The 20,296-nt window shown below is 36.8% G+C and carries 26 protein-coding genes and 1 riboswitch; of the genes, 22 read left to right on the top strand and 4 right to left on the bottom strand.

The window, feature by feature from the left end:
* Positions 1 to 11: 11 nt before the first annotated feature.
* From DT250_RS07315 to DT250_RS07305, 3 genes are all read left to right on the top strand, one after another.
* On the top strand, positions 12 to 314 hold the full coding sequence (locus DT250_RS07315; protein WP_001018862.1) for an MTH1187 family thiamine-binding protein: 303 nt from the start codon (positions 12 to 14) through the stop codon (positions 312 to 314).
* Positions 315 to 362: 48 nt separating this feature from the next.
* Positions 363 to 608 carry a YusU family protein gene (locus DT250_RS07310; protein WP_087986005.1) on the top strand — a complete coding sequence of 82 codons (246 nt, stop codon included), beginning with the start codon at positions 363 to 365 and terminating at the stop codon, positions 606 to 608.
* Between the two features lie 310 nt (positions 609 to 918).
* Positions 919 to 1,836 carry a proline dehydrogenase family protein gene (locus tag DT250_RS07305; RefSeq protein WP_046955846.1) on the top strand — a complete coding sequence of 306 codons (918 nt, stop codon included), beginning with the start codon at positions 919 to 921 and terminating at the stop codon, positions 1,834 to 1,836.
* 22 nt (positions 1,837 to 1,858) lie between these two features.
* Here DT250_RS07305 and DT250_RS07300 read toward each other — a convergent pair whose 3' ends face one another.
* Complete coding sequence (locus tag DT250_RS07300; protein ID WP_000831460.1) at positions 1,859 to 2,698, bottom strand: D-alanyl-D-alanine carboxypeptidase family protein; 840 nt, start codon at positions 2,696 to 2,698, stop codon at positions 1,859 to 1,861.
* A 97-nt stretch (positions 2,699 to 2,795) separates the two neighbouring features.
* A complete protein-coding gene (locus DT250_RS07295; protein ID WP_001096344.1) occupies positions 2,796 to 2,942 on the bottom strand; it encodes a YuzL family protein in 147 nt (48 codons plus the stop codon).
* A gap of 237 nt (positions 2,943 to 3,179) precedes the next feature.
* Between DT250_RS07295 and DT250_RS07290 the strand changes: the two genes are divergently transcribed.
* From DT250_RS07290 to DT250_RS07250, 9 genes are all read left to right on the top strand, one after another.
* Positions 3,180 to 5,561, top strand: a complete 2,382-nt coding sequence (locus tag DT250_RS07290) for a 3-hydroxyacyl-CoA dehydrogenase/enoyl-CoA hydratase family protein (protein ID WP_149212851.1) — start codon at positions 3,180 to 3,182, stop codon at positions 5,559 to 5,561.
* Between the two features lie 21 nt (positions 5,562 to 5,582).
* Positions 5,583 to 6,755, top strand: coding sequence for an acetyl-CoA C-acetyltransferase (locus DT250_RS07285; protein ID WP_001206340.1), 1,173 nt, complete (start codon positions 5,583 to 5,585; stop codon positions 6,753 to 6,755).
* A gap of 144 nt (positions 6,756 to 6,899) precedes the next feature.
* A complete protein-coding gene (locus DT250_RS07280) occupies positions 6,900 to 8,684 on the top strand; it encodes an acyl-CoA dehydrogenase family protein (protein ID WP_000416287.1) in 1,785 nt (594 codons plus the stop codon).
* Positions 8,685 to 8,824: 140 nt separating this feature from the next.
* A complete protein-coding gene (locus tag DT250_RS07275; protein ID WP_088608558.1) occupies positions 8,825 to 9,547 on the top strand; it encodes an MBL fold metallo-hydrolase in 723 nt (240 codons plus the stop codon).
* Between the two features lie 3 nt (positions 9,548 to 9,550).
* Positions 9,551 to 10,108: a TetR/AcrR family transcriptional regulator gene (locus tag DT250_RS07270; RefSeq protein ID WP_087986011.1), complete on the top strand. Its 558-nt coding sequence runs from the start codon at positions 9,551 to 9,553 to the stop codon at positions 10,106 to 10,108.
* Between the two features lie 115 nt (positions 10,109 to 10,223).
* Complete coding sequence (locus DT250_RS07265) at positions 10,224 to 10,409, top strand: hypothetical protein (protein WP_001180550.1); 186 nt, start codon at positions 10,224 to 10,226, stop codon at positions 10,407 to 10,409.
* 13 nt (positions 10,410 to 10,422) lie between these two features.
* Positions 10,423 to 10,671, top strand: a complete 249-nt coding sequence (locus tag DT250_RS07260) for a spore coat protein (RefSeq protein ID WP_088608557.1) — start codon at positions 10,423 to 10,425, stop codon at positions 10,669 to 10,671.
* A 245-nt stretch (positions 10,672 to 10,916) separates the two neighbouring features.
* A complete protein-coding gene (locus tag DT250_RS07255; RefSeq protein WP_088608556.1) occupies positions 10,917 to 11,867 on the top strand; it encodes an L-lactate dehydrogenase in 951 nt (316 codons plus the stop codon).
* A gap of 22 nt (positions 11,868 to 11,889) precedes the next feature.
* Positions 11,890 to 12,903: a PTS sugar transporter subunit IIC gene (locus DT250_RS07250; RefSeq protein WP_000666174.1), complete on the top strand. Its 1,014-nt coding sequence runs from the start codon at positions 11,890 to 11,892 to the stop codon at positions 12,901 to 12,903.
* 55 nt (positions 12,904 to 12,958) lie between these two features.
* On the opposite strand, the gene DT250_RS07245 is transcribed toward DT250_RS07250, so the two are convergent.
* Entirely contained in the window at positions 12,959 to 13,606 is a 648-nt protein-coding gene (locus DT250_RS07245) for a phosphatase PAP2 family protein (protein WP_048542336.1), read from the bottom strand.
* A 143-nt stretch (positions 13,607 to 13,749) separates the two neighbouring features.
* Between DT250_RS07245 and DT250_RS07240 the strand changes: the two genes are divergently transcribed.
* Both DT250_RS07240 and DT250_RS07235 read left to right on the top strand, forming a co-directional pair.
* Positions 13,750 to 14,277, top strand: a complete 528-nt coding sequence (locus tag DT250_RS07240; RefSeq protein ID WP_149212850.1) for a hypothetical protein — start codon at positions 13,750 to 13,752, stop codon at positions 14,275 to 14,277.
* A gap of 55 nt (positions 14,278 to 14,332) precedes the next feature.
* Positions 14,333 to 14,446 (top strand): tail length tape measure protein, encoded by a 114-nt coding sequence (locus tag DT250_RS07235; RefSeq protein WP_088064738.1) that lies wholly within the window; start codon positions 14,333 to 14,335, stop codon positions 14,444 to 14,446.
* Positions 14,447 to 14,753: 307 nt separating this feature from the next.
* On the opposite strand, the gene DT250_RS07230 is transcribed toward DT250_RS07235, so the two are convergent.
* Positions 14,754 to 15,143 (bottom strand): hypothetical protein, encoded by a 390-nt coding sequence (locus DT250_RS07230; RefSeq protein ID WP_097891386.1) that lies wholly within the window; start codon positions 15,141 to 15,143, stop codon positions 14,754 to 14,756.
* 151 nt (positions 15,144 to 15,294) lie between these two features.
* On the opposite strand from DT250_RS07230, the gene DT250_RS07225 reads away from it, so the two are divergent.
* From DT250_RS07225 to DT250_RS07185, 8 genes are all read left to right on the top strand, one after another.
* Entirely contained in the window at positions 15,295 to 15,684 is a 390-nt protein-coding gene (locus tag DT250_RS07225) for a hypothetical protein (RefSeq protein WP_137012389.1), read from the top strand.
* A 231-nt stretch (positions 15,685 to 15,915) separates the two neighbouring features.
* Positions 15,916 to 16,278 carry a hypothetical protein gene (locus DT250_RS32190; RefSeq protein WP_255450048.1) on the top strand — a complete coding sequence of 121 codons (363 nt, stop codon included), beginning with the start codon at positions 15,916 to 15,918 and terminating at the stop codon, positions 16,276 to 16,278.
* A gap of 16 nt (positions 16,279 to 16,294) precedes the next feature.
* The gene (locus tag DT250_RS07210) at positions 16,295 to 16,537 is read left to right on the top strand and encodes a DUF3937 family protein (protein WP_141542775.1); all 243 of its coding nucleotides are present in this window, start codon (positions 16,295 to 16,297) and stop codon (positions 16,535 to 16,537) included.
* 608 nt (positions 16,538 to 17,145) lie between these two features.
* Positions 17,146 to 17,511 carry an arsenate reductase family protein gene (locus tag DT250_RS07205; RefSeq protein ID WP_000218969.1) on the top strand — a complete coding sequence of 122 codons (366 nt, stop codon included), beginning with the start codon at positions 17,146 to 17,148 and terminating at the stop codon, positions 17,509 to 17,511.
* 41 nt (positions 17,512 to 17,552) lie between these two features.
* Positions 17,553 to 17,936, top strand: a complete 384-nt coding sequence (gcvH, locus tag DT250_RS07200) for a glycine cleavage system protein GcvH (RefSeq protein WP_000026896.1) — start codon at positions 17,553 to 17,555, stop codon at positions 17,934 to 17,936.
* Between the two features lie 710 nt (positions 17,937 to 18,646).
* Positions 18,647 to 18,991: a toprim domain-containing protein gene (locus DT250_RS07195; protein WP_000640866.1), complete on the top strand. Its 345-nt coding sequence runs from the start codon at positions 18,647 to 18,649 to the stop codon at positions 18,989 to 18,991.
* Between the two features lie 3 nt (positions 18,992 to 18,994).
* Positions 18,995 to 19,303, top strand: a complete 309-nt coding sequence (locus DT250_RS07190) for a thioredoxin family protein (RefSeq protein WP_076541789.1) — start codon at positions 18,995 to 18,997, stop codon at positions 19,301 to 19,303.
* Between the two features lie 154 nt (positions 19,304 to 19,457).
* Positions 19,458 to 19,802 carry a hypothetical protein gene (locus tag DT250_RS07185; protein WP_000781217.1) on the top strand — a complete coding sequence of 115 codons (345 nt, stop codon included), beginning with the start codon at positions 19,458 to 19,460 and terminating at the stop codon, positions 19,800 to 19,802.
* A gap of 125 nt (positions 19,803 to 19,927) precedes the next feature.
* A riboswitch (SAM riboswitch) is annotated at positions 19,928 to 20,035 on the top strand.
* Positions 20,036 to 20,296 lie beyond the last annotated feature (261 nt).

Here is a 20,296-nt window from a genome sequence, read left to right as displayed (position 1 = left end):
GGAAAACTACTATGGCAATTGTTGACGTATCGATTATTCCAGTAGGAACTGGTAATCCAAGTGTTAGTGAATATGTAGCAGAAGTACAAAAGGTGCTAGAGAAAAATGCAGATCGCGTGAAGTATCAATTAACACCAATGAATACAGTAATTGAAGGAGATCTTCCTGTCATTCTAGAAGTAATTCAACAAATGCATGAAGTTCCATATACGAAAGGTGCACAGCGCGTTGCAACAACAATTCGTATCGATGATCGTCGTGATAAAGTAAGCACGATGGAAAAGAAATTAAACTCTGTTCGATCAAAATTGTAAGGAAAAGCAGCGATCTTCGCTGCTTTTTTCATATAGGAGGTAGATAAGATGAGTGAAAAGTTTAACGAACAATTTGACGGGTTACTAGAAAAATACACAGAACTATTACTTGGAGAGAGCAATGCAGAGAGAAAAGAACAGGTGCAGAAGTGGGCACTGTATTCTTACATAGCGAAGACGATGCCGGCTTTAGTGAAGCATTGGAATGAGACATATCCTGATGCGAAAGAAGAGATGGTACAGTTAATTACAGATATTAAAAAGTTGAATGAAGAGAAGAGAAATGAGCAATAAAAAACTTGAGGTAAATATAATCTCAAGTTTTCTGTATTAATATCCTTATATAATTTACATGGAATATAAAGGGTTTTATAAGCATGTCGAATATTTTCGACATGCTTATTTTGTGCCTAGTAAAGTCGTTTTTTCTAAATGTCGAAAAATATTCCCTGCATATTTATAAGCGAGAATATAGGTTTTTAAATGTTTTTATAGTATTTTATAAATTATCTAAATAATTATTTGTATCCAATAATTTTAAACAATGATATAATTTTGAAGAGGGGTAAAAAACAGATAAATTACAGTCATAGGGGTGAATTACATGGAACAATTAATGCGAAATTCGTTTCTTTTCTTGTCAAAAAATAAAGCGCTAACAAAACTGGCTAAAAAGTACGGTTTACGCTTTGGTGCAGGTCGCTTTGTCGCAGGGGAGACAATTGAATTAGCGACAGCAGCTATTAAACAATTGAACAAGCAAGGACTTTGTGTAACAATCGATTATTTAGGGGAATTCGTTGATAATGAAGCGGAAGCAAATGAAATGGCTAACCAATCGATTGAAGCAATCCGTGCAATTGGAAGAGAAGGTCTTGATTCGCAGCTTTCTTTAAAAATGACTTCTATGGGATTAGATATCTCTGATGAAATCGTAATGAACAACATGCGCCGTATTTTAGAAGCTGCAAAAGAAAATGGTGTGTTTGTTACCATTGATATGGAAGACTATACACGCTGCGGAAAGACAATTGATATCTTTAAACAGTTAAAATCTGAGTACGATAATATTGGTACAGTTATTCAAGCTTACTTATATCGTACAGAAAAAGATATGGAAGAATTAAATGCTTATAGTCCTAATTTACGTCTTGTAAAAGGAGCTTATAAAGAACCTGAAGAGGTAGCGTTCCCGGAGAAGAAAGATGTAGATGATAACTATAAAAAAATTATTAAAATGCACTTATTAAATGGAAATTATACTGCGATTGCTTCACATGACGAAGCGATTATTGAATATACAAAAAAACTTGCCGAAGAACACAACATTCCAAGAGACCAATTTGAATTCCAGATGTTATATGGTATTCGTAATGAGCGTCAACTTGAGCTAGTAAAAGAAGGTTACAAAATGCGTGTTTATGTGCCTTATGGAAACGACTGGTATGGCTACTTCATGCGTCGTCTAGCAGAGCGTCCAGCAAACGTTGCGTTCGTGTTAAAAGGTATGGTTAAAAAATAACCAAGGAGAAAATACTCCTTGGTTATTTTAATTGCTGAAATGCGTAATGTGCCATTTTCTTCGTATCAGGATATAGCTGCGTGCGAGTAGAAGATAAAACAACATTAATAACGCGTTTACCGTCTTTTTCATCCACTGTTACGACCGTATATTTTCCGAGTGCTGATAGACCGCTTTTACTTCCAATTGCATATGGATCGTCATATAGTTCTTCTCGTCCATAGTTTGCGATGTTTGGAGAGCGTTCTGAAGTATGTAGAGTTGTACGTGTTGAATTCATATACTCTAAAACAACTGGGTACTTTAATGCTTCTTTCGTAATCATAGCAATGTCATATGGCGATACTTTATTTCCAAGTGCATCAGCACCACTTGCGTTTTTGAAAGTCGCATGCTTTGTACCAAGTTCCTTCGCTCTAGCATTCATCATTTTTACAAATTCATTTTTTGATCCTGCGATATGTTCTGCAATGGATTCAGCTATCGGGTCTGCACTAATGATAAGCATAAGCTTTAATGCCTCATCCCGCTTTAACTTTTCCCCGGCACGAAGTTTAATTTTCTTACTTTGACTTTCTGTTTTAATTGCGTTCTCTGTAACTGTAATTTCTTCATTTTCTTTTACATTCTCGAGTAAGAGTAAGGTAGTCATCATTTTCCCTATACTAGCCGGATAAGAGCGTTCGTCTTCCCGTTTCCCATACAAAATTTCACCTGTGTCTGCATCGATTGTAATGCCATATTGCCCAGTAATGTTAGGTTGATCCGCTCTTACAGCTTGTTGCCTTTGTGCATAAGAGAAGAAAATCATCCCTGTAAATAGTGTAGCAATCATTACAATCATAACTATTGTTCGTTTCATCATCGTTCCCTCTTTTGTTTTCCATATGTACAAATAAATTGGGCAGAAAAAGCAGCCATTACCCATTATGCCACGTTTTCTGCCCAAAAATATACCGTTATTTTTCGCCCATATTATGCTTCTTATATTGTTGGTTATTACCTTGACGGCCCTTTTCCACACCGTGATTATGAGGACCTGCATTTCCAGTTACGCTTGCTGCGCTAATTCCAGCCTTTGAAGGGTTCTTCTTAAGTTTTGCCATATATATTCCTCCAGTTTCGTCAGATTATAAAAAGGAAAAGTGCATTTTAATGAAGAAAATACACATGTATAGCATAGCCAAATGAAAGAAATATATTTATTTCAGAAAATTTTATCAATAAATATATTGCGAAAATTCAAACTGTATCATATATTTATTAGTAGAGGCTCACTCATTGATTGCGACTTATGTCGAAAAATTGAATGAGCATTCATTCAAGAATAGGGGGAGAAATGGATGTTCCAAATTAAAAAGGCTGCTGTTCTAGGTTCAGGCGTAATGGGTTCAGGGATTGCGGCACACTTAGCTAATATTGGTATTCCGACATTATTGCTTGATATTGTACCACCTGCGCTAACAAAAGAAGAGGAAGCAAAGGGACTTACATTAGAACATAAAAGTGTGAGAAATCGTTTTAGTAATACGGCTGTGCAAAAACTATTAAAGCAAAAACCAGCTCCTCTGACAGTGAAAGGAAATCTAGCACTGATTGAAGCAGGTAACTTAGAAGATGATCTTGAGCGTCTAGCTGATGTAGATTGGATTATTGAAGTAGTAGTTGAAAACTTAGATATTAAAAAGAAACTATTTGAAAAAGTAGATGCTGTTCGTAAACCGGGTTCTATTGTAAGCTCGAATACGTCAGGCATTTCAGTAGAAAAAATGGCAGAAGGTCGTTCAGACGACTTCCAGAAGCACTTCTTAGGCACACACTTTTTTAACCCACCACGATATTTAAAACTTCTAGAGGTAATACCGACGAAAGAAACAGATCCACAAGTATTAAGCTTCATGAAACTATTTGGCGAAGATGTTCTTGGAAAAGGCGTTGTTATCGCAAAAGACACACCAAACTTTATTGGAAACCGCATCGGTACGTATGGTTTATTAGTAACTCTTCAAGAGATGATAAAACGCGGCTATAGCATTGGGGAAGTTGATTCTGTAACAGGCCCACTTATTGGTCGTCCGAAGAGCGCAACGTTCCGTACATTAGATGTTGTCGGTTTAGATACATTCGTACACGTTGCAAATAACGTATATGAAAACGTACAAGAAGAAGAGCGTGATGTATTTAAAGTACCAGCCTTCATGCATGACATGCTTGATAAAAAATGGCTTGGAAGTAAAACAGGTCAAGGCTTCTTCTTAAAACAAGGAAAAGAAATTTTAGAACTAAATCCTGAAACGATGGAATACGAAGCTCGCAAAAAATTAAAAGCTGCATCTATCGAGTTAAGTAAACAAGAAAAAGGTTTATCGAATAAATTGAAAGCGCTTGTATACGCGAAAGACCGCGCAGGAGAGTTGTTATGGAACATCATCACACCAACTCTTTTATACTCTGCAAAACTGCATAAAGAAATTGCTGACGATATCGTTGCAATTGACCAAGCGATGAAGTGGGGCTTCGGCTGGGAGCAAGGACCGTTTGAAGTTTGGGATGCAATCGGCGTTGAAAAGTCCGTTCAAAAGATGGAAGAAAACGGCGTAGTTGTTCCGACTTGGGTGAAAGAAATGTTAGAGAAAGGTTTCACTACTTTCTACAAACATGATAACGGAGATAGCTACTATTACGATAATGGCGAATATAAGCTAATCGAACGTAATAAAAAGGCAATTTCTCTTAAGAAATTAAAAGCGAAAAATGGCGTATTAAAGAAAAATAGCGGAGCGAGCTTAATTGATTTAGGTGACGGCATCCTTTGCTTAGAATTCCATTCGAAGAGCAATGCAATCGGTATGGATATTACGCAAATGATTAACTACGCTGTTGATGAAGTAGAAAAGAATTATAAAGGTCTTGTTATCGGTAACCAATCGAAGAACTTCTGCGTTGGTGCGAACTTAGCAATGATCTTAATGGAAGCGCAAGATGACAACTACTTTGAAATTGAGTTGGTTGTGAAGAACTTCCAAGATGCAATGACGAAAATTAAATACTCTTCTAAGCCAGTTGTAGCAGCACCATACGGTATGACGCTTGGTGGAGGTACAGAAGTTTGTTTACCAGCAGCGAGCATTCAAGCTTCTAGTGAAACGTATATGGGCTTAGTAGAAGTTGGTGTTGGCTTAATCCCTGGCGGAGGCGGTAATAAAGAGCTATACATTAAACACTTAAATAAAATGCCAAACGGTGTAGAGTTTGATCTGCAAAAAGTTGCGAATAAAGTATTCGAATCTGTAGCGATGGCGAAAGTTTCTACATCAGCACAAGAAGCTGTATCGAACAACTTCTTAGGCGATAAAGACGGTATTAGTGTGAATGGTGATCACTTACTATATGATGCGAAACAAAAAGCACTTTCTTTATATGAAGCTGGCTATAAAGCGCCGATTCGTAAAAAGATACCAGTTGTTGGTGAAACAGGATATGCAACTCTTGTACTTGGTGCAGAAGCAATGCACTTATCAGGTTACATTTCTGAACATGATCTTCACATTGCGAAGAAACTTGCATATGTCATCGCGGGCGGAAAAGTGCCGTACGGAACAGAAGTTGATGAGCAGTATTTATTAGATGTAGAACGTGAAGCATTTATTAGCTTAGTAAGTGAGATGAAATCACAAGCAAGAATGCAGCACATGCTTGTAAAAGGAAAGCCATTACGTAACTAATAACGAGGGGAGATATCGTTCATGAGAGAAGCTGTCATTGTTGCGGGAGCAAGAACACCAATTGGAAAAGCAAAGAGGGGTTCATTAAAAACAGTTCGTCCTGACGATCTAGGGGCGTTAGTAGTAAAGGAAACATTAAAGCGTGCGAATTATGAAGGACCAATCGATGATTTAATTTTCGGTTGTGCGATGCCAGAAGCAGAGCAAGGGTTAAATATGGCTCGTAATATCGGCGGACTAGCAGGACTTTCTTACGATGTTCCAGCTATTACAATTAACCGTTACTGTTCTTCAGGGTTACAAAGTATTGCTTACGGAGCGGAGCGTATTATGCTTGGTCACTCGGAAGCTGTATTATCAGGCGGAGCGGAATCAATGAGTTTAGTTCCGATGATGGGACACGTTGTTCGTCCAAATAGTCGCCTTGTTGAAGCAGCTCCAGAATATTATATGGGTATGGGACATACAGCAGAGCAAGTTGCTGTGAAATATGGAATTTCTCGTGAAGAACAAGATGCATTTGCAGTAAGAAGTCATCAACGTGCTGCGAAAGCATTAGCTGCAGGGAACTTTGCTGATGAAACAGTATCTGTAGATGTAACGTTACGTACGGTTGGATCAAACAATAAACTGCAAGAAGAAACAATCATTTTCGCACAAGACGAAGGTGTAAGAGCAGAAACGTCGCTAGACATTTTAGGTAAATTACGTCCAGCATTTAACGTTCGCGGTTCTGTAACAGCTGGTAACTCTTCACAAATGAGTGACGGTGCAGCATCTGTACTATTAATGGATCGTGAAAAAGCAGTGAGTGATGGCATGAAACCACTTGCGAAATTCCGTTCATTTGCAGTAGCTGGTGTACCACCAGAAGTAATGGGAATTGGCCCAATCGCTGCAATTCCAAAGGCATTAAAATTAGCTGGTTTAGAGCTATCTGATATTGGCCTATTCGAACTAAATGAAGCATTCGCTTCTCAATCGATCCAAGTTATTCGTGAGCTTGGTTTAGATGAAGAAAAAGTAAACGTAAATGGCGGTGCAATAGCACTTGGACATCCACTTGGCTGTACAGGAGCAAAACTAACACTATCTCTTATTCACGAAATGAAACGCCGCAACCAACAATTCGGTATCGTAACAATGTGTATCGGCGGCGGAATGGGAGCAGCAGGAGTGTTTGAATTACTATAAAAAAAGTGGAAGCGGCTCGCTCAAAATGAGACGCCGCCAATACAAAGAATGGAAGCAACAAAGGTTTATAAAAAATAAAATTGAGAGCCAGCTTCTTTCAAAAAGAAAGAAGCTGCTTATGAAAATATGAAGGAGGAAATTTTCATGGAAAAAACAGTAGGAAATGCGGTTAAAGGCGGTAGCTTTTTAGTTGATGAGATTACGATTGATCAAGTGTTTACGCCAGAGGATTTTTCATCTGAGCATAAAATGATTGCAAAAACGACAGAGGACTTTATCGTAAATGAAGTTCTTCCAGAGCTTGAATATTTAGAGCAACACGAGTTTGATCGTTCTGTTCGTCTTTTAAAAGAAGCTGGGGAACTTGGTTTATTAGGCGCTGACGTACCAGAAGAGTACGGCGGAATTGGCCTTGATAAAGTAAGCTCAGCGTTAATCGCAGAGAAATTCTCGCGCGCTGGTGGTTTTGCAATTACTCACGGTGCTCACGTAGGTATCGGATCATTACCAATCGTGTTATTCGGTAATGAAGAGCAAAAGAAAAAGTATTTACCATTACTTGCAACTGGTGAAAAATTAGCGGCATACGCATTAACAGAGCCAGGTTCAGGGTCTGATGCATTAGGTGCGAAAACAACTGCACGTTTAAATGCAGAAGGTACACATTACGTATTAAATGGTGAAAAACAATGGATTACAAACTCTGCATTCGCTGACGTATTTATCGTATATGCAAAAATTGATGGAGAGCACTTCTCAGCATTTATCGTAGAGAAAGAATATGCTGGCGTATCTACAAGCCCAGAAGAAAAGAAAATGGGTATTAAATGTTCTTCAACTCGTACGTTAATTTTAGAAGATGCATTAGTACCGAAAGAAAACTTACTTGGTGAAATCGGTAAAGGTCATATTATCGCGTTCAACATTTTAAATATCGGCCGTTATAAATTAGGTGTTGGTACAGTTGGATCTGCGAAACGTGCAGTAGAAATTTCAGCACAATATGCAAACCAACGTCAACAGTTCAAACAACCAATCGCTCGCTTCCCATTAATTCAAGAGAAACTTGCGAATATGGCAGCGAAAACATATGCAGCTGAAAGCTCTGTATACCGTACAGTAGGTTTATTCGAAAGCCGCATGAGCACATTATCTGAAGAGGAAGTAAAGGACGGTAAAGCAGTAGCAGCTTCTATCGCTGAATATGCAATCGAGTGTTCTTTAAATAAAGTATTCGGTTCTGAAGTACTAGATTATACAGTTGATGAAGGTGTTCAAATTCACGGTGGTTACGGATTTATGGCAGAGTATGAGATTGAAAGAATGTACCGCGATTCTCGTATTAACCGTATTTTCGAAGGAACGAACGAAATTAACCGCCTAATCGTACCAGGTACGTTCTTACGTAAAGCGATGAAAGGTGAATTACCACTTCTTCAAAAAGCACAAAAATTACAAGAAGAGTTAATGATGATGATGCCAGAAGAAGTAGGCGATGAGCCATTAGCACTTCAAAAATATTTAGTAACTAACGCGAAGAAAATCGGCTTAATGGTAGCTGGATTAGCTGCTCAAAAATACGGTAAAGCATTAGATAAAGAGCAAGAAATTCTTGTGAATATCGCTGACATCGTAAGCAACCTATACGCAATGGAGTCAGCTGTTCTTCGTACAGAAAAGGCAATTAAAACAACTGGTCTTGAAAAGAATAAACAAAAAGTGTTATACACTGAAGTATTCTGCCAAGAGGCGTTCAACGAAATCGAAGCAGATGCGAAAGAAACACTTATCGCAGTTGAAAACGGCGACATGCTGCGCATGATGTTATCATCATTACGTAAATTAACTCGCCACACACCACTTAACGTAATTCCGAAGAAACGTGAAATCGCTGCGAAAATTTTAGAAGATGAGCGTTACACAGTTTAATAGCTGTAAAGAAAAGTAGTCGTATAAACGGCTACTTTTCTTTTTTTTTTGCAAAAATGAAAATTTTAGTGACAAAAAACTAATACCATTAGTATAATGAAACTAATGGTATTAGTTTTCGTGAAAAGGGAGCTGGAAATATGAGAGTGATACATGAAAAAACGGTATATCAATTGTCATTTTTGCCAAGAGTGTTTCCTGTGAATTGTTACTTTGTCGAGGAAGAAGATGGTTTAACTTTAATTGATGCGGCTTTGCCATATAGCGCAAAAGGTATTTTACAGGCGGCTGAAAAAATAGGGAAACCAATTACGAATATTGTATTAACACATGCGCATGATGATCACATCGGTGCATTAGACGCATTAAAGGAAGTGCTTCCTAATGTTCCAGTCTATATTTCTAAGCGGGACGCAAAGCTTTTAGAAGGAGATACGACGTTACAAAAGGATGAACCGAATATACCGATAAAAGGCGGTGTACCTAAAAAGGTAAAAACGGTACCTGATGTTTTATTGGAAGATGGCGACCGAGTTGGATCGCTTCTTGCGATTATGACGCCGGGACATACGCCAGGCTCCATGTCGCTTCTTGATGTACGAAATAAAGCTCTTATTGTCGGGGATGCCTTCCAAACAAGAGGAGGTATGGCTGTTTCGGGACAAATGAAATTTTGGTTTCCGTTTCCTGCAATGGCAACGTGGAGCAAAGAAATATCATTACAAAGTGCAGAGAAGCTAAGCGAATATGAGCCTTCCTTACTTGCGGCAGGACATGGGAAAATGATAAAGAATCCAGGTACTGTCATAAAACATGCTATTAAGGAAGCTAAGCGGAATATAGAAAGTAGAAAAGAGGGTTAATTTATGTCACCAAGAATCGGACTTACATTACAGAAAATTGTAGAAACAGCAGCAGAAATTGCAGATACAAATGGAATACAAGAAGTAACGTTAGCTTCATTAGCGCAAACATTAGGGGTACGTTCCCCCTCGCTATACAATCATGTGAAAGGTTTACAAGATGTACGGAAAAATCTTGGCATTTACGGAATCAAACAGCTGTATAACAGACTGGAAGAAGCGGCCGAGGGTAAACGGATGGATGAAGCAATTCATGCTTTGGGAGAAGCGTATGTAGCATTCGTACGCAAACATCCTGGACTGTATGAAGCAACTTTTTTACGAGATGAAGAAGTAAGAAAAGCAGGTGACGGAATTGTAAAGCTTTGTCTTCATGTTTTACAACAATACGGCTTAGAAGGAGAGAATGCACTTCATGCGACGCGTGGATTCAGAAGTATTTGTCACGGGTTTGCGTCGATTGAACAGCAAGGGGGATTTGGTCTACCGTTAGATTTGGATATAAGTTTACATGTATTATTGGAAACGTTTATTAAAGGATTACATGTAATAAAAGATTGAATAAGAAGAGAGACAGTCAGCAACCTTAGGAGAAATTCTAAGGTTTTTTAGTGTATATGATTTCAAAAGAACAGAATACTAAAGGAGAATGTATGAAGAAAGGTAGGAGTATTCTATGCAAAATTTAACAGAGCTTGAAGTAGAAAACTTACGCCATTTAATTGGTGGACATGCAACAATTATTAATAAGTTAGACCAGTACGCACAGGCTTGTACAGATCCACAACTGAAACAAATGCTACAAAAGGATGCACAAGATGCACGAAATACGAAACAGCAATTGATGACTTTTCTAGGATAGGAGGAAGCGACAGATGAATGAAAAAGATATGGTAAATGATTATTTAGCAGGATTGAATGCAAGTTTAACAAGTTATGCAAATTATATTTCTCAGTCTGATAATGAACAGTTACATCAAACGTTAATCCAAATTCGTAATCAGGATGAGATGCGTCAACGTAATATGTATGAGTACGCAAAGCAAAAGAGTTATTATAAGCCAGCTGCACCTGCTAACCCAATGGTTGTACAGCAATTAAAAGGTCAATTAAGTGCGGAATAATGGGATGAAGAAACGAGCGAATGAAGTCGCTCGTTTTTTTGTTTTGGGCATGTCAATAAATATATAATAAATATTTTTTAAGTTGTAACAAATATGGCGAAAATGGAATATAACAATTCACAAAAAGGACAAAAGTTTGCTCAATATTTCACAAAGTATCCATGGTTTATATCGTGGGAATCTATATAATGAGGAGTGTAAAGAACAAAAGAAATAGATTATATGATCAATTAGGAGAGATTGCTATGAAAAGAAATACAAGAAAAATTGCAATTATCGGTACTGGATTAGTTGGATCAAGTTGTGCATATTCCATTGTAAATCAAGGCATTTGCGAAGAACTATTATTAATTGATATAAATCATGAACGTGCAGTTGGGGAAGCAATGGATTTATCACACTGCATTAACTTTACAAATACAAGAACAAAAGTATATGCAGGAAGCTATGAAGACTGCAAAGATATGGACATCGTTATTATTACAGCAGGACCAGCACCAAAACCTGGACAAAGTCGCTTAGATACTTTAGGAGCGAGTGCGAAGATTATGGAAAGTATTGTTGGCGGCGTAATGGAAAGTGGATTTGATGGTATTTTCTTACTTGCATCAAACCCAGTTGATATTATTACATATCAAGTGTGGAAATTATCTGGATTACCTAGAAATCGTGTGATCGGTACTGGTACATCACTAGATTCTTCTCGCTTAAGAACAATTTTATCTGAAATGTTACATGTAGATCCTCGTAGTATTCATGGGTATTCTCTAGGAGAACATGGTGATTCTCAAATGGTTGCTTGGTCTCACGTAACTGTTGGCGGAAAGCCGATTCTACAAATTTTAGAAGAGAAAAAAGACCGATTTGGTGAAATAGATTTAGATGAAATTGTTGAGAAGACTGCAAAAGCTGGATGGGAAATTTATAAACGAAAAGGTACTACTTATTACGGAATCGGAAATTCTCTAGCATATATTGCGAGCTCAATCTTTAACGATGATTACCGTGTCATTGCTGTATCAGCTATTTTAGATGGGGAGTACGGTGAGTATGATATTTGTACAGGAGTGCCAGCTATTATTACTAGAGATGGTATAAAAGAAATTGTAGAACTAAACTTAACAGAGGATGAAGAATCTCGATTCGCAAAATCAAACGATATTTTACGTGATTATATGAAAACAATTGGTTACTAACTTATAGGAGAAGGTGAAACAAATGAAGGAATATATAATGTCTCGTGTATTTAAAGCATCTGCTGGAATCGCACAAGGTATTTTCGTATCCCTTGGAATTGGTTTACTAATCGAAAATATAGGAAGAATTGTTGATATTCCATTGCTTATTACAATCGGAGTTGTTGCAAAATCGCTTATGGCACCAGCCATTGGTGCCGGAATTGCCTTTATGCTCGGTGCAAATGGTCTTGTAATCTTCTCGGCTATGGTAGCTGGAGCGATTGGTGCTGGATCCATTTCAATTACTGAAGCAGGTCTAATTATTAAAACAGGTGAGCCAATCGGTGCATTATTAACAGCAACTTTAGCTGTATATATTGGTAAACGTTTAAGTGGAAAAACTGCGTTAGATATGATGCTCGTTCCATTTGCGGCAATATTAGGTTCTGGTTTAGTTGGTATTTGGTTGTCTCATAATATTACTCCTGTTTTAAATACAATTGGAGCATTCATTAAAGATAGCTCAGCTGGTAGCCCGTTCATCGCTTCTATTGTTATTGCAGTCGTTTGGGGACTATTACTTATCTCTCCAGCTTCATCAGCTGCGTTAGCGATCGCACTTAGCTTAGACGGTGTTGCAGGTGGTGCTGCTCTTGCAGGCTGCGTTGCTCAGTTTATCGGATTCTCTGTAATCTCAGCGAAAGAAAATAATTTAGGCGGCATATTAGCTCAAGCGCTTTGTACTCCGAAAGTACAGTTGCCAAATATCACTAAAAATCCAATGATTCTCGTCCCAACTGTCGTCGCCAGTGCTATAGTTGGTCCAGTATCCGCATTAATTTTCCAACTAGAAGCAGGAAAAGAAATTGCAGGTCTTGGATTAAGTTCTCTTATCGCACCAATTAATTTAATTTCTAGCGAAGGATGGGAAGTTGTCCCAGCGATGGTAATCACTTATATCATCATTCCAGTAGCTGTTTCTTATATACTTTACATTGCTCTTAAAAAAGCAGGTCGTATTCACTCTGGTGATATGACTGTACCGCAATCTTAAATTGAAAATCTCCTTTTATATAGAGAAAAGCAGACTGGAAGCCACAGTCTGCTTTTTACATTTTGTGATTTTGTTTTACTGGAACACGTACAGTTTCTTTTGCTAATAAAAGCTGAACGCCGAAGTAAAGTATGCTTGCAAGCGTCATTCCAGAAATGGCGTCTACAAATGCGTGTTGCTTCGTAAATAGCGTTGATAAAATAATAAGCGTACCGAAGAAGGTAAGAATATAATATTCAAAAGCATGTTGTTCTCTACGTTTAAAGGCAGCTAGCATAATCACAAAGGTAGTAAGAACGTGAATGCTAGGGAAACAGTTTACCGGTTGGTCGATACTATAAATATAGCGGACTAGTTCAGAAAATACGTCGGATCCAACGACTGTTGGACGTGGTACAGTTGTCTGCCAAAAATAATAAATAGAAAAACAAGCAAGTTTTCCAAGAATTATACTACTTAAAGTGACATAATATTGTTTTCGATTCGCAAAGCAATAATAAATAAGTGCGCCGTATAAGTAAGGAAACCAAAGTAAATAAGGAATAATAAATGCTTTCACAAATGGAATCCAATCATCTACTACAGTTGTGACATCTACTGCGTGTACAGTAGATTTATTTAATACATCGTAAAGGGGACTTACGAGTACGAGTAGAAGTATATAACTTAACGGAAGAAAAGATGAAAGTTTAAATTTCTTCATGATAATCTCCTATGTTTAGTAATGTAAATAAATTCAATTGATTATAATATAGAAACGTCATTTGAGCTATCGATTTTACTTACATTTTCTTGAATTCACCTTACGTTTTTGTCACTTGACTTAAAAGAAGGGGAGGGTGCTAAATGAAGCGTTTATCGTATTTCTTATTTTTTATATTGATATGCCTAGTCAGTGCGGGGTGTGCAAAGGATAAAGAAGGAGAGAAATTAGAATATAACGGAAGAGCACTCGTAATTGGAGTTATTGGAGAAAAGCCGAAAGATACGTTTAGGAATATAAAGTTTGAGGAAACAAAGTTAGAGGAACTGGAAAAGAAATCTAAGGAAGTGGATGGTTTTTTAATAATGAAAGATCACTTTCAAGAAGCCTCAACAGAGCAGTATAAAAATGTATTTTCATCGCTAAAGAAACCAGTATTTTTTATCGGTTTGCAAGATAAATCATATTCAACGTTTATTACAAAGGGGATAGAGTATAACAGTGCACGAAAAGATGTAAATGCTATGTATACGCAAGGCTTTGCAAATATCGGAAGTGGTGAAGGACAACAATGGGCAGTCGGTTTGTCCAATGGTGGCAATACTGAAGAAAGTATTCATAATATGTATATCGTCGTATTTCAAACAATTGCCGATTATTTGAATAGATGATGAAGAAGCCTGTAAACGAGGCTTCTTATTTTTTTATGTAGAAGCATATAACAATGTGATTGAGAAGCTCACGAAAGCTTTACAATGTATGCCAGATGCATTCGCTGCTGTAATGATACCGATTTATAATTTTATATCAGCTATTGCAGATTTAATTATAAAGTTTTAATGAAGCGCATCCAGTATTAGCTCGTTTTATCAAGGGGTAATAATGTTAGTTCCACATCTCCCTTTGCGATTGGTATTGGTTTGTGGGCATGCAAGCAGTTTTAGCTTCAGTATGGCCAATAATCGTTCCTGTTGAGACTGGACTTGCGGTTATGAGTGGCTACGGTATGGTTAGTGATGTCTGCTTGAGCAGGAATTGCAGTAGGATATTCATAGGCATATAAACATGTTTATTTATATAATCGTTTACTCTTTCTATATCTCACTACATCATAACGACTATGCCATAGTTATGTAATGGGTTTCTGTTAAAAATTAGTATTAAATATCTTAATTGAAGTGCACTGCATTTCTACCCATTCATTTGCTATATCTTGCTCGATTCCTTCTACATCAATTAGTATTATACTATCGTAGATATTTAGTGTTGCTAAGCTATCCTCACTGTTATAATCTAGCTTAGCAATTACTTTAAAGCCTTTACTATTCTGAATTATTGCATTTGCATTTTTATCTGAAAGGGTTATATTTGTATTCCATATAAATTCATTATCTATATGTATTTCTACATTATAGTTTTCGTGTTTTTCTGGCTTATCGCCATCCCACTCAGCGATAAATTGATTGCTATCTACTTGAACTAAAACTTTATATCCATCTAATAATTTGTCTGATATATCCACTATTTTAATATTCATTGCTTATTACTCCTTTTTATTTTTTATATGATACTCTAACAAGGGGATTGTCAACATTCATCATGTTATTTACTGGGTCATAGGTCCATTTTTCTTTATGAAAGAAAAAATGTAAATAAGAGGATATTTATTGTGAGGATAAGGGGGAATGATGTTGAAAACTATTAAAAACACACTATTATTTGTTCTATGTTTGGTGGTTCTTAGTGGTTGTTTTACAAGAGAGGGAACGATTGTTGGTGGTAAAGTTTATGGAGGTTCAAATAGTATAGATGGGAAGTATAAAAAATTCACTGGTTTTGCAACTCAAGATATGAATGTAAAAAAAGGTGAAAGTTGGGCATTCTCTTTTGATGATAAAACTAAGCAAGGAACCATAAAGGCTTATGTTTTAGATTCAAATGATAATACAATACTGGAAGTTACTAGTGGAAACAGTAAAAATAATATTAAAGTGTCTAAAGATGATACATATAAAGTTAAAATTATAACAGAAGAACATGGTGGAGAATTTGAAATATCATGGAAAAAAGAAAAGTAGTTAAGTTAATAAGTAGAGGACTAGTATTATGTTCTTAGGATTTGAATGGCTTCCAAAGAGATGGGGGAAAAGAAAAGTTTCAGCAAGCAAAATTTGCTGATGAAGGAAAAGGGAGTTTGATTATTACTTATGCTATAGATTTATATGTAATATCTATTCCTTTAAAAGTAAAGAAATATAATTCACTTTAATTTGTATTGAATATAGAAGTGATTATGCTATGAAAGTCATGTGTATACATGGCTTTTTCTTTGCAGTAATTTCTTACCTGTTGGTTCTATCGCATCCGCTGTAGCGTTATGCGGCGGGCTATTCATTATGGTAGGTAGCCAGGAACAGGGATTTCCCCTTATTTCAAGGGCTGGGATTGTCTATATAGTGGTTCAAATGATTTCGTTATTTATGCGATTACTTGTTGGGATTGCTAAAGCTATTTTCTCCTACACTAGTAGGGCCTTTTTATTAACAGTAATTCCTCAATATGCAAGAAATATGCAAGTATGCATATTGTATTTATTTGGATATTTTCGTATGTTAAAATTAAATATAAGGATTTTTGTATGTAACGAACTGAAATCAGAAATACCCAATTAATTTTGAGAGGTGTTACATGTTTACAAATAAGAAATTAATTCGAATGGGTCTAACATTACTTGTATGTTTATTTGTAATTGAGTTTACAATCGGTTATTTTCAAGCATATCTTGAATCAACGGCAGGTATTAAATGGTTAATATCAGACACTTGGAAAACTATTTTGTTAGATGCCCCTGAAAGTATATTGGTTATTTTAGGCGCAATTGCTTTATATGATTTCACAAAAGAAACATCGCAAAAAGACGCATCCATTTAAATGCGTCTTTTTTATTTGCAGTAATTTCTTCAACATCATGGCATACTCTCACTATTACGGTCAAAATCGTTAGTTCCTTTTATCTGTACATCTTTGTCATGTAAAGTGTTTCCAGGTTTTGTGACTATAGGATGAAATGGTTAAATAAATGTTGGTTTGAGATGTATGTTCGGTAGGAAGAAACCGATGCAGCCCAAGGGTTAGAAAAGAAAAATAGGGAGCTAATCAAACGTTTGTTTAAGATGTATGTTCGGTAGGAAGAAACCGATGCAATTCAAGGGTTAACAAAGAAAAATGTGGAATTAATCAAACGTTTGTTTAAGATGTATGTTCGGTAGGAAGAAACCGATGTAGCCCAAGAGTTAGCAAAGAAAAATAGGGAGTTAATCAAACGTTTGTTTAAGATATATGTTCGGCGAGTGATGAGAGAAGAATCTAAAAAAATATATATTTATTTTTTCTTAACAAATGGCGGGAAAATAAGGAAAATTCGCAGGATTATTAAAATTTATCACGAAATAAGTAAAAGTTTAGCGAATAATCGTTTGAAATAATAAAACGTTTTCTATATGATAAAGGTAAAGGTTAGTAAAAAAGTAGGTGAATTTATGACAGTAACATTTTATTCATATCCAAAGTGTGGCACATGTCAAAAAGCAAAGAAATGGTTTGAGGCAAACGATGTAGCATATGAGATGATTCATATTGTTGAAAATCCACCATCAAAAGAAGATTTACGTAATTTACATGAAAAAAGTGAATTACCATTAAAAAAATTCTTTAATACAAGTGGAATGCGTTACCGCGAACTTGGTCTGAAAGATAAGTTAAAGGATGCAAGTGAAGACGAAATGTACGAACTTTTAGCATCTGATGGCATGTTGATTAAACGTCCAATCGTAACAAATGGAACGAATGTAACACTTGGTTTTAACGAAGAGCAGTTTGAAAGTGTGTGGAAAAAGTACCAATAAGGTATTTTTACATAATTAATACATTCACTGGAGGTACAGTCATGAGCATTCCAAATAATTTACGTTACTCTGAAGAACACGAATGGGTAAAAACTGAAGGTAATGAAGTTGTTATCGGTATTACTCACTTTGCACAAGGTGAGCTAGGCGATATCGTATTCGTTGAACTTCCTGAAGTAGGTGCAACAATCGAAGCTGACGAGCCATTCGGAAGCGTAGAATCTGTTAAAACAGTTTCTGAGTTATACGCACCTGTAAGTGGTAAAGTTGTAGCAGTAAACGAAGAATTAAGTGACCAACCAGAACTTGTTAACGAATCTCCATACGAGGGTGCATGGATGGTTAAAGTTGAACTTTCTGATGCAAGCCAAGTTGAGAAGTTATTAACTGCAGAAAAATATGCAGAAATGACAAACCAAGACTAATTATAGTCGACTAAAGGACAGCCTTTGTGCTGTCCTTTTTTATTTTGTGTAAAATAATGAACGTAGAATCATATACTAATTATCGTGTAGGAGAACGTTTTTTGAAAAAACTATTTCGTTTAATTTTTTATTGTCCAGCTCCAGCGGCTAGAACAGTCGGTCATTTCACTCTTTCACTTGAGGCAAAAAGCGCCTCTAGTTCAAGAGTTCCAATGCCCTCTTGTTCTGAACGAGCCGCTTGCGCTTTTCATTGTCCAGCTCCACCTCCTAGCCCTTCATGTCTAAGAACCTTCCGCACGAGAAGACAAAAAGCGTCTTCTGTGCGAAAGAACCTTAGCCAACAGGGTTAAACAGTCGGTTCCGCTTTTCTTTATTGTCCAGCTCCAGCGGCTAGATTGTTCGGTGGCTTCGCTTCTTCCTACAAGGCAAAAAGCGCCTTTACGTCAGAAGCTCCATCCCCCTCACAATCTGAACGAGCCGCTTCCGCTTTTCTTTGTGATCCAGCTCCAGCGGCTAGAACAGTCGGTCATTTCACTCCTTCACTTGAGGCAAAAAGCGCCTCTAGTTCAGGAGTTCCAATGTCCTCTTGTTCTGAGCAAGCCACTTCCGCTTTTCTTTTGCAAAAATAAACAGGAAACAACATGAAAATAACGAATATACTATATACTAAGTTAAAGGTTGTATAGTATATGGTGATCGGGTGATGACATATGATTTATGTAGAAAAAGTCATTATTGTAGAAGGTAAATCAGATAGAAGAAAGATTGAATCTATTATTCGTGAACCGGTGGAAATTGTTTGTACAAATGGTACAATTGGTTTATCGAAAATGGATGAGCTCATTGATCAGTTTTTTGATAAGGAAGTGTATGTACTAGTGGATGCTGATGATGCTGGAGAAAAGTTAAGGAAGCAATTTCGAAAAGAATTTCCGCAAGCAGAGCATATTTACATTGATCGCTCGTACCGAGAAGTGGCAACTGCGCCATCTTCACACTTAGCAAATGTATTATGGGGAGCTGACATTGACGTTTATACAGAATATTTACGGTAAGGAATGATAGAAGTGATTGATTGGACAGGAGCCGAAGCTACAGCCCTAATAGAGAACGAAGAAAAAACAGTGTTATATGTATATACTCCAATGTGTGGAACATGCCAATTAGCAAAAAAGATGTTAACAGTTGTTGAGATGACAATTGAAGACCTCCAAATTGGAATGTTAGATTTAAATTATGCTCCGCATTTAGCGAAAGAGTATGGAATCGAAAGTGTACCGTGTTTACTTGTTTTTGAAAATGGGACACTCATGAAGAAGATATATGCATTTCATTCGGTTGAATATTTATATACGGAATTAAAGTAGGCGGCAAAGTTTTTGCCGCCTCGACATATTTCTCGGGAAATATGTCGAGATGCAGGGTGGTTACAGTATTTGTCGAGCGAAAGTAACAGGATTGCTCTTTAGTGAGAGGGAATGGTATGTGTAATAGAAAGTGATATGAAGGATGTGATTTAGGGTGAAATTATATTCTTTGCTGCAATCATTTGTAAATTACGCTAATGGTCAATATCATTTAGAGCCGCTTTTAAGACAAGGAGAAAAAACTGTTAATTTCCGCTTTGGAGATGAAAGTTGTTCGTTACAAATTTCAAGAGATTATATAGAGCTGCTACATGAGGAAAGAGGAACGGAGCAAATCGTTTGTGTAGATGAGGAAGATGTAAAACAATTGGTGAACGGAAATGTACGATTGCAAATGCTAATGAACGATGGACGTGTACAATATTCGGGAACGTATCGAACGATGCTATTAGTTGAATCGATGTTCCATATATGTAAACCGATGTCAGTAGGTGCTTAAAATTCTGAAGTTTCATTTTTTACGAAAATTTCTGTTGACATGGTGTGTGGATATTGATACAATTCAATTCATAAAATATAGACAATTTCATAAATTACAAATCAGACGAAAATGTAATCTGATTTCTCTTATCAAGAGAGGTGGAGGGACTGTGCCCTGTGAAGCCCGGCAACCGTCAACTTATGTTGAAATGGTGCCAATTCCTGCAAAGCAAATGCTTTGAGAGATGAGAGAGAGGGATAATGTTGTTATATACGCATATAAACCTTTCTGCTTCTCTAAAGCGGAAAGGTTTTTTTATTGTTTGAATGTGGAGGACATTCAAACAATAAAAGTAGTGATAACGGTGGACTACACGCATTAAAAATAAAAAATTGCGGAGTCGACCAAAAATCTAGCTTCAGCGGCTAGAACAGTCGGTCGTTTCATCCCTTCCTATGAGGCAAAAAGCGCCTCTACGTCAGGGATTCGGGCGTCCTCTTGTTCTAAACGAG

The sequence above is a fragment of the Bacillus sp. AR2-1 genome (genome assembly GCF_008368755.1).
In the GTDB taxonomy this organism is placed as follows: Bacteria; Bacillota; Bacilli; order Bacillales; family Bacillaceae_G; genus Bacillus_A; species Bacillus_A wiedmannii.
This window is presented reverse-complemented; position numbering and strand designations above follow the sequence as displayed.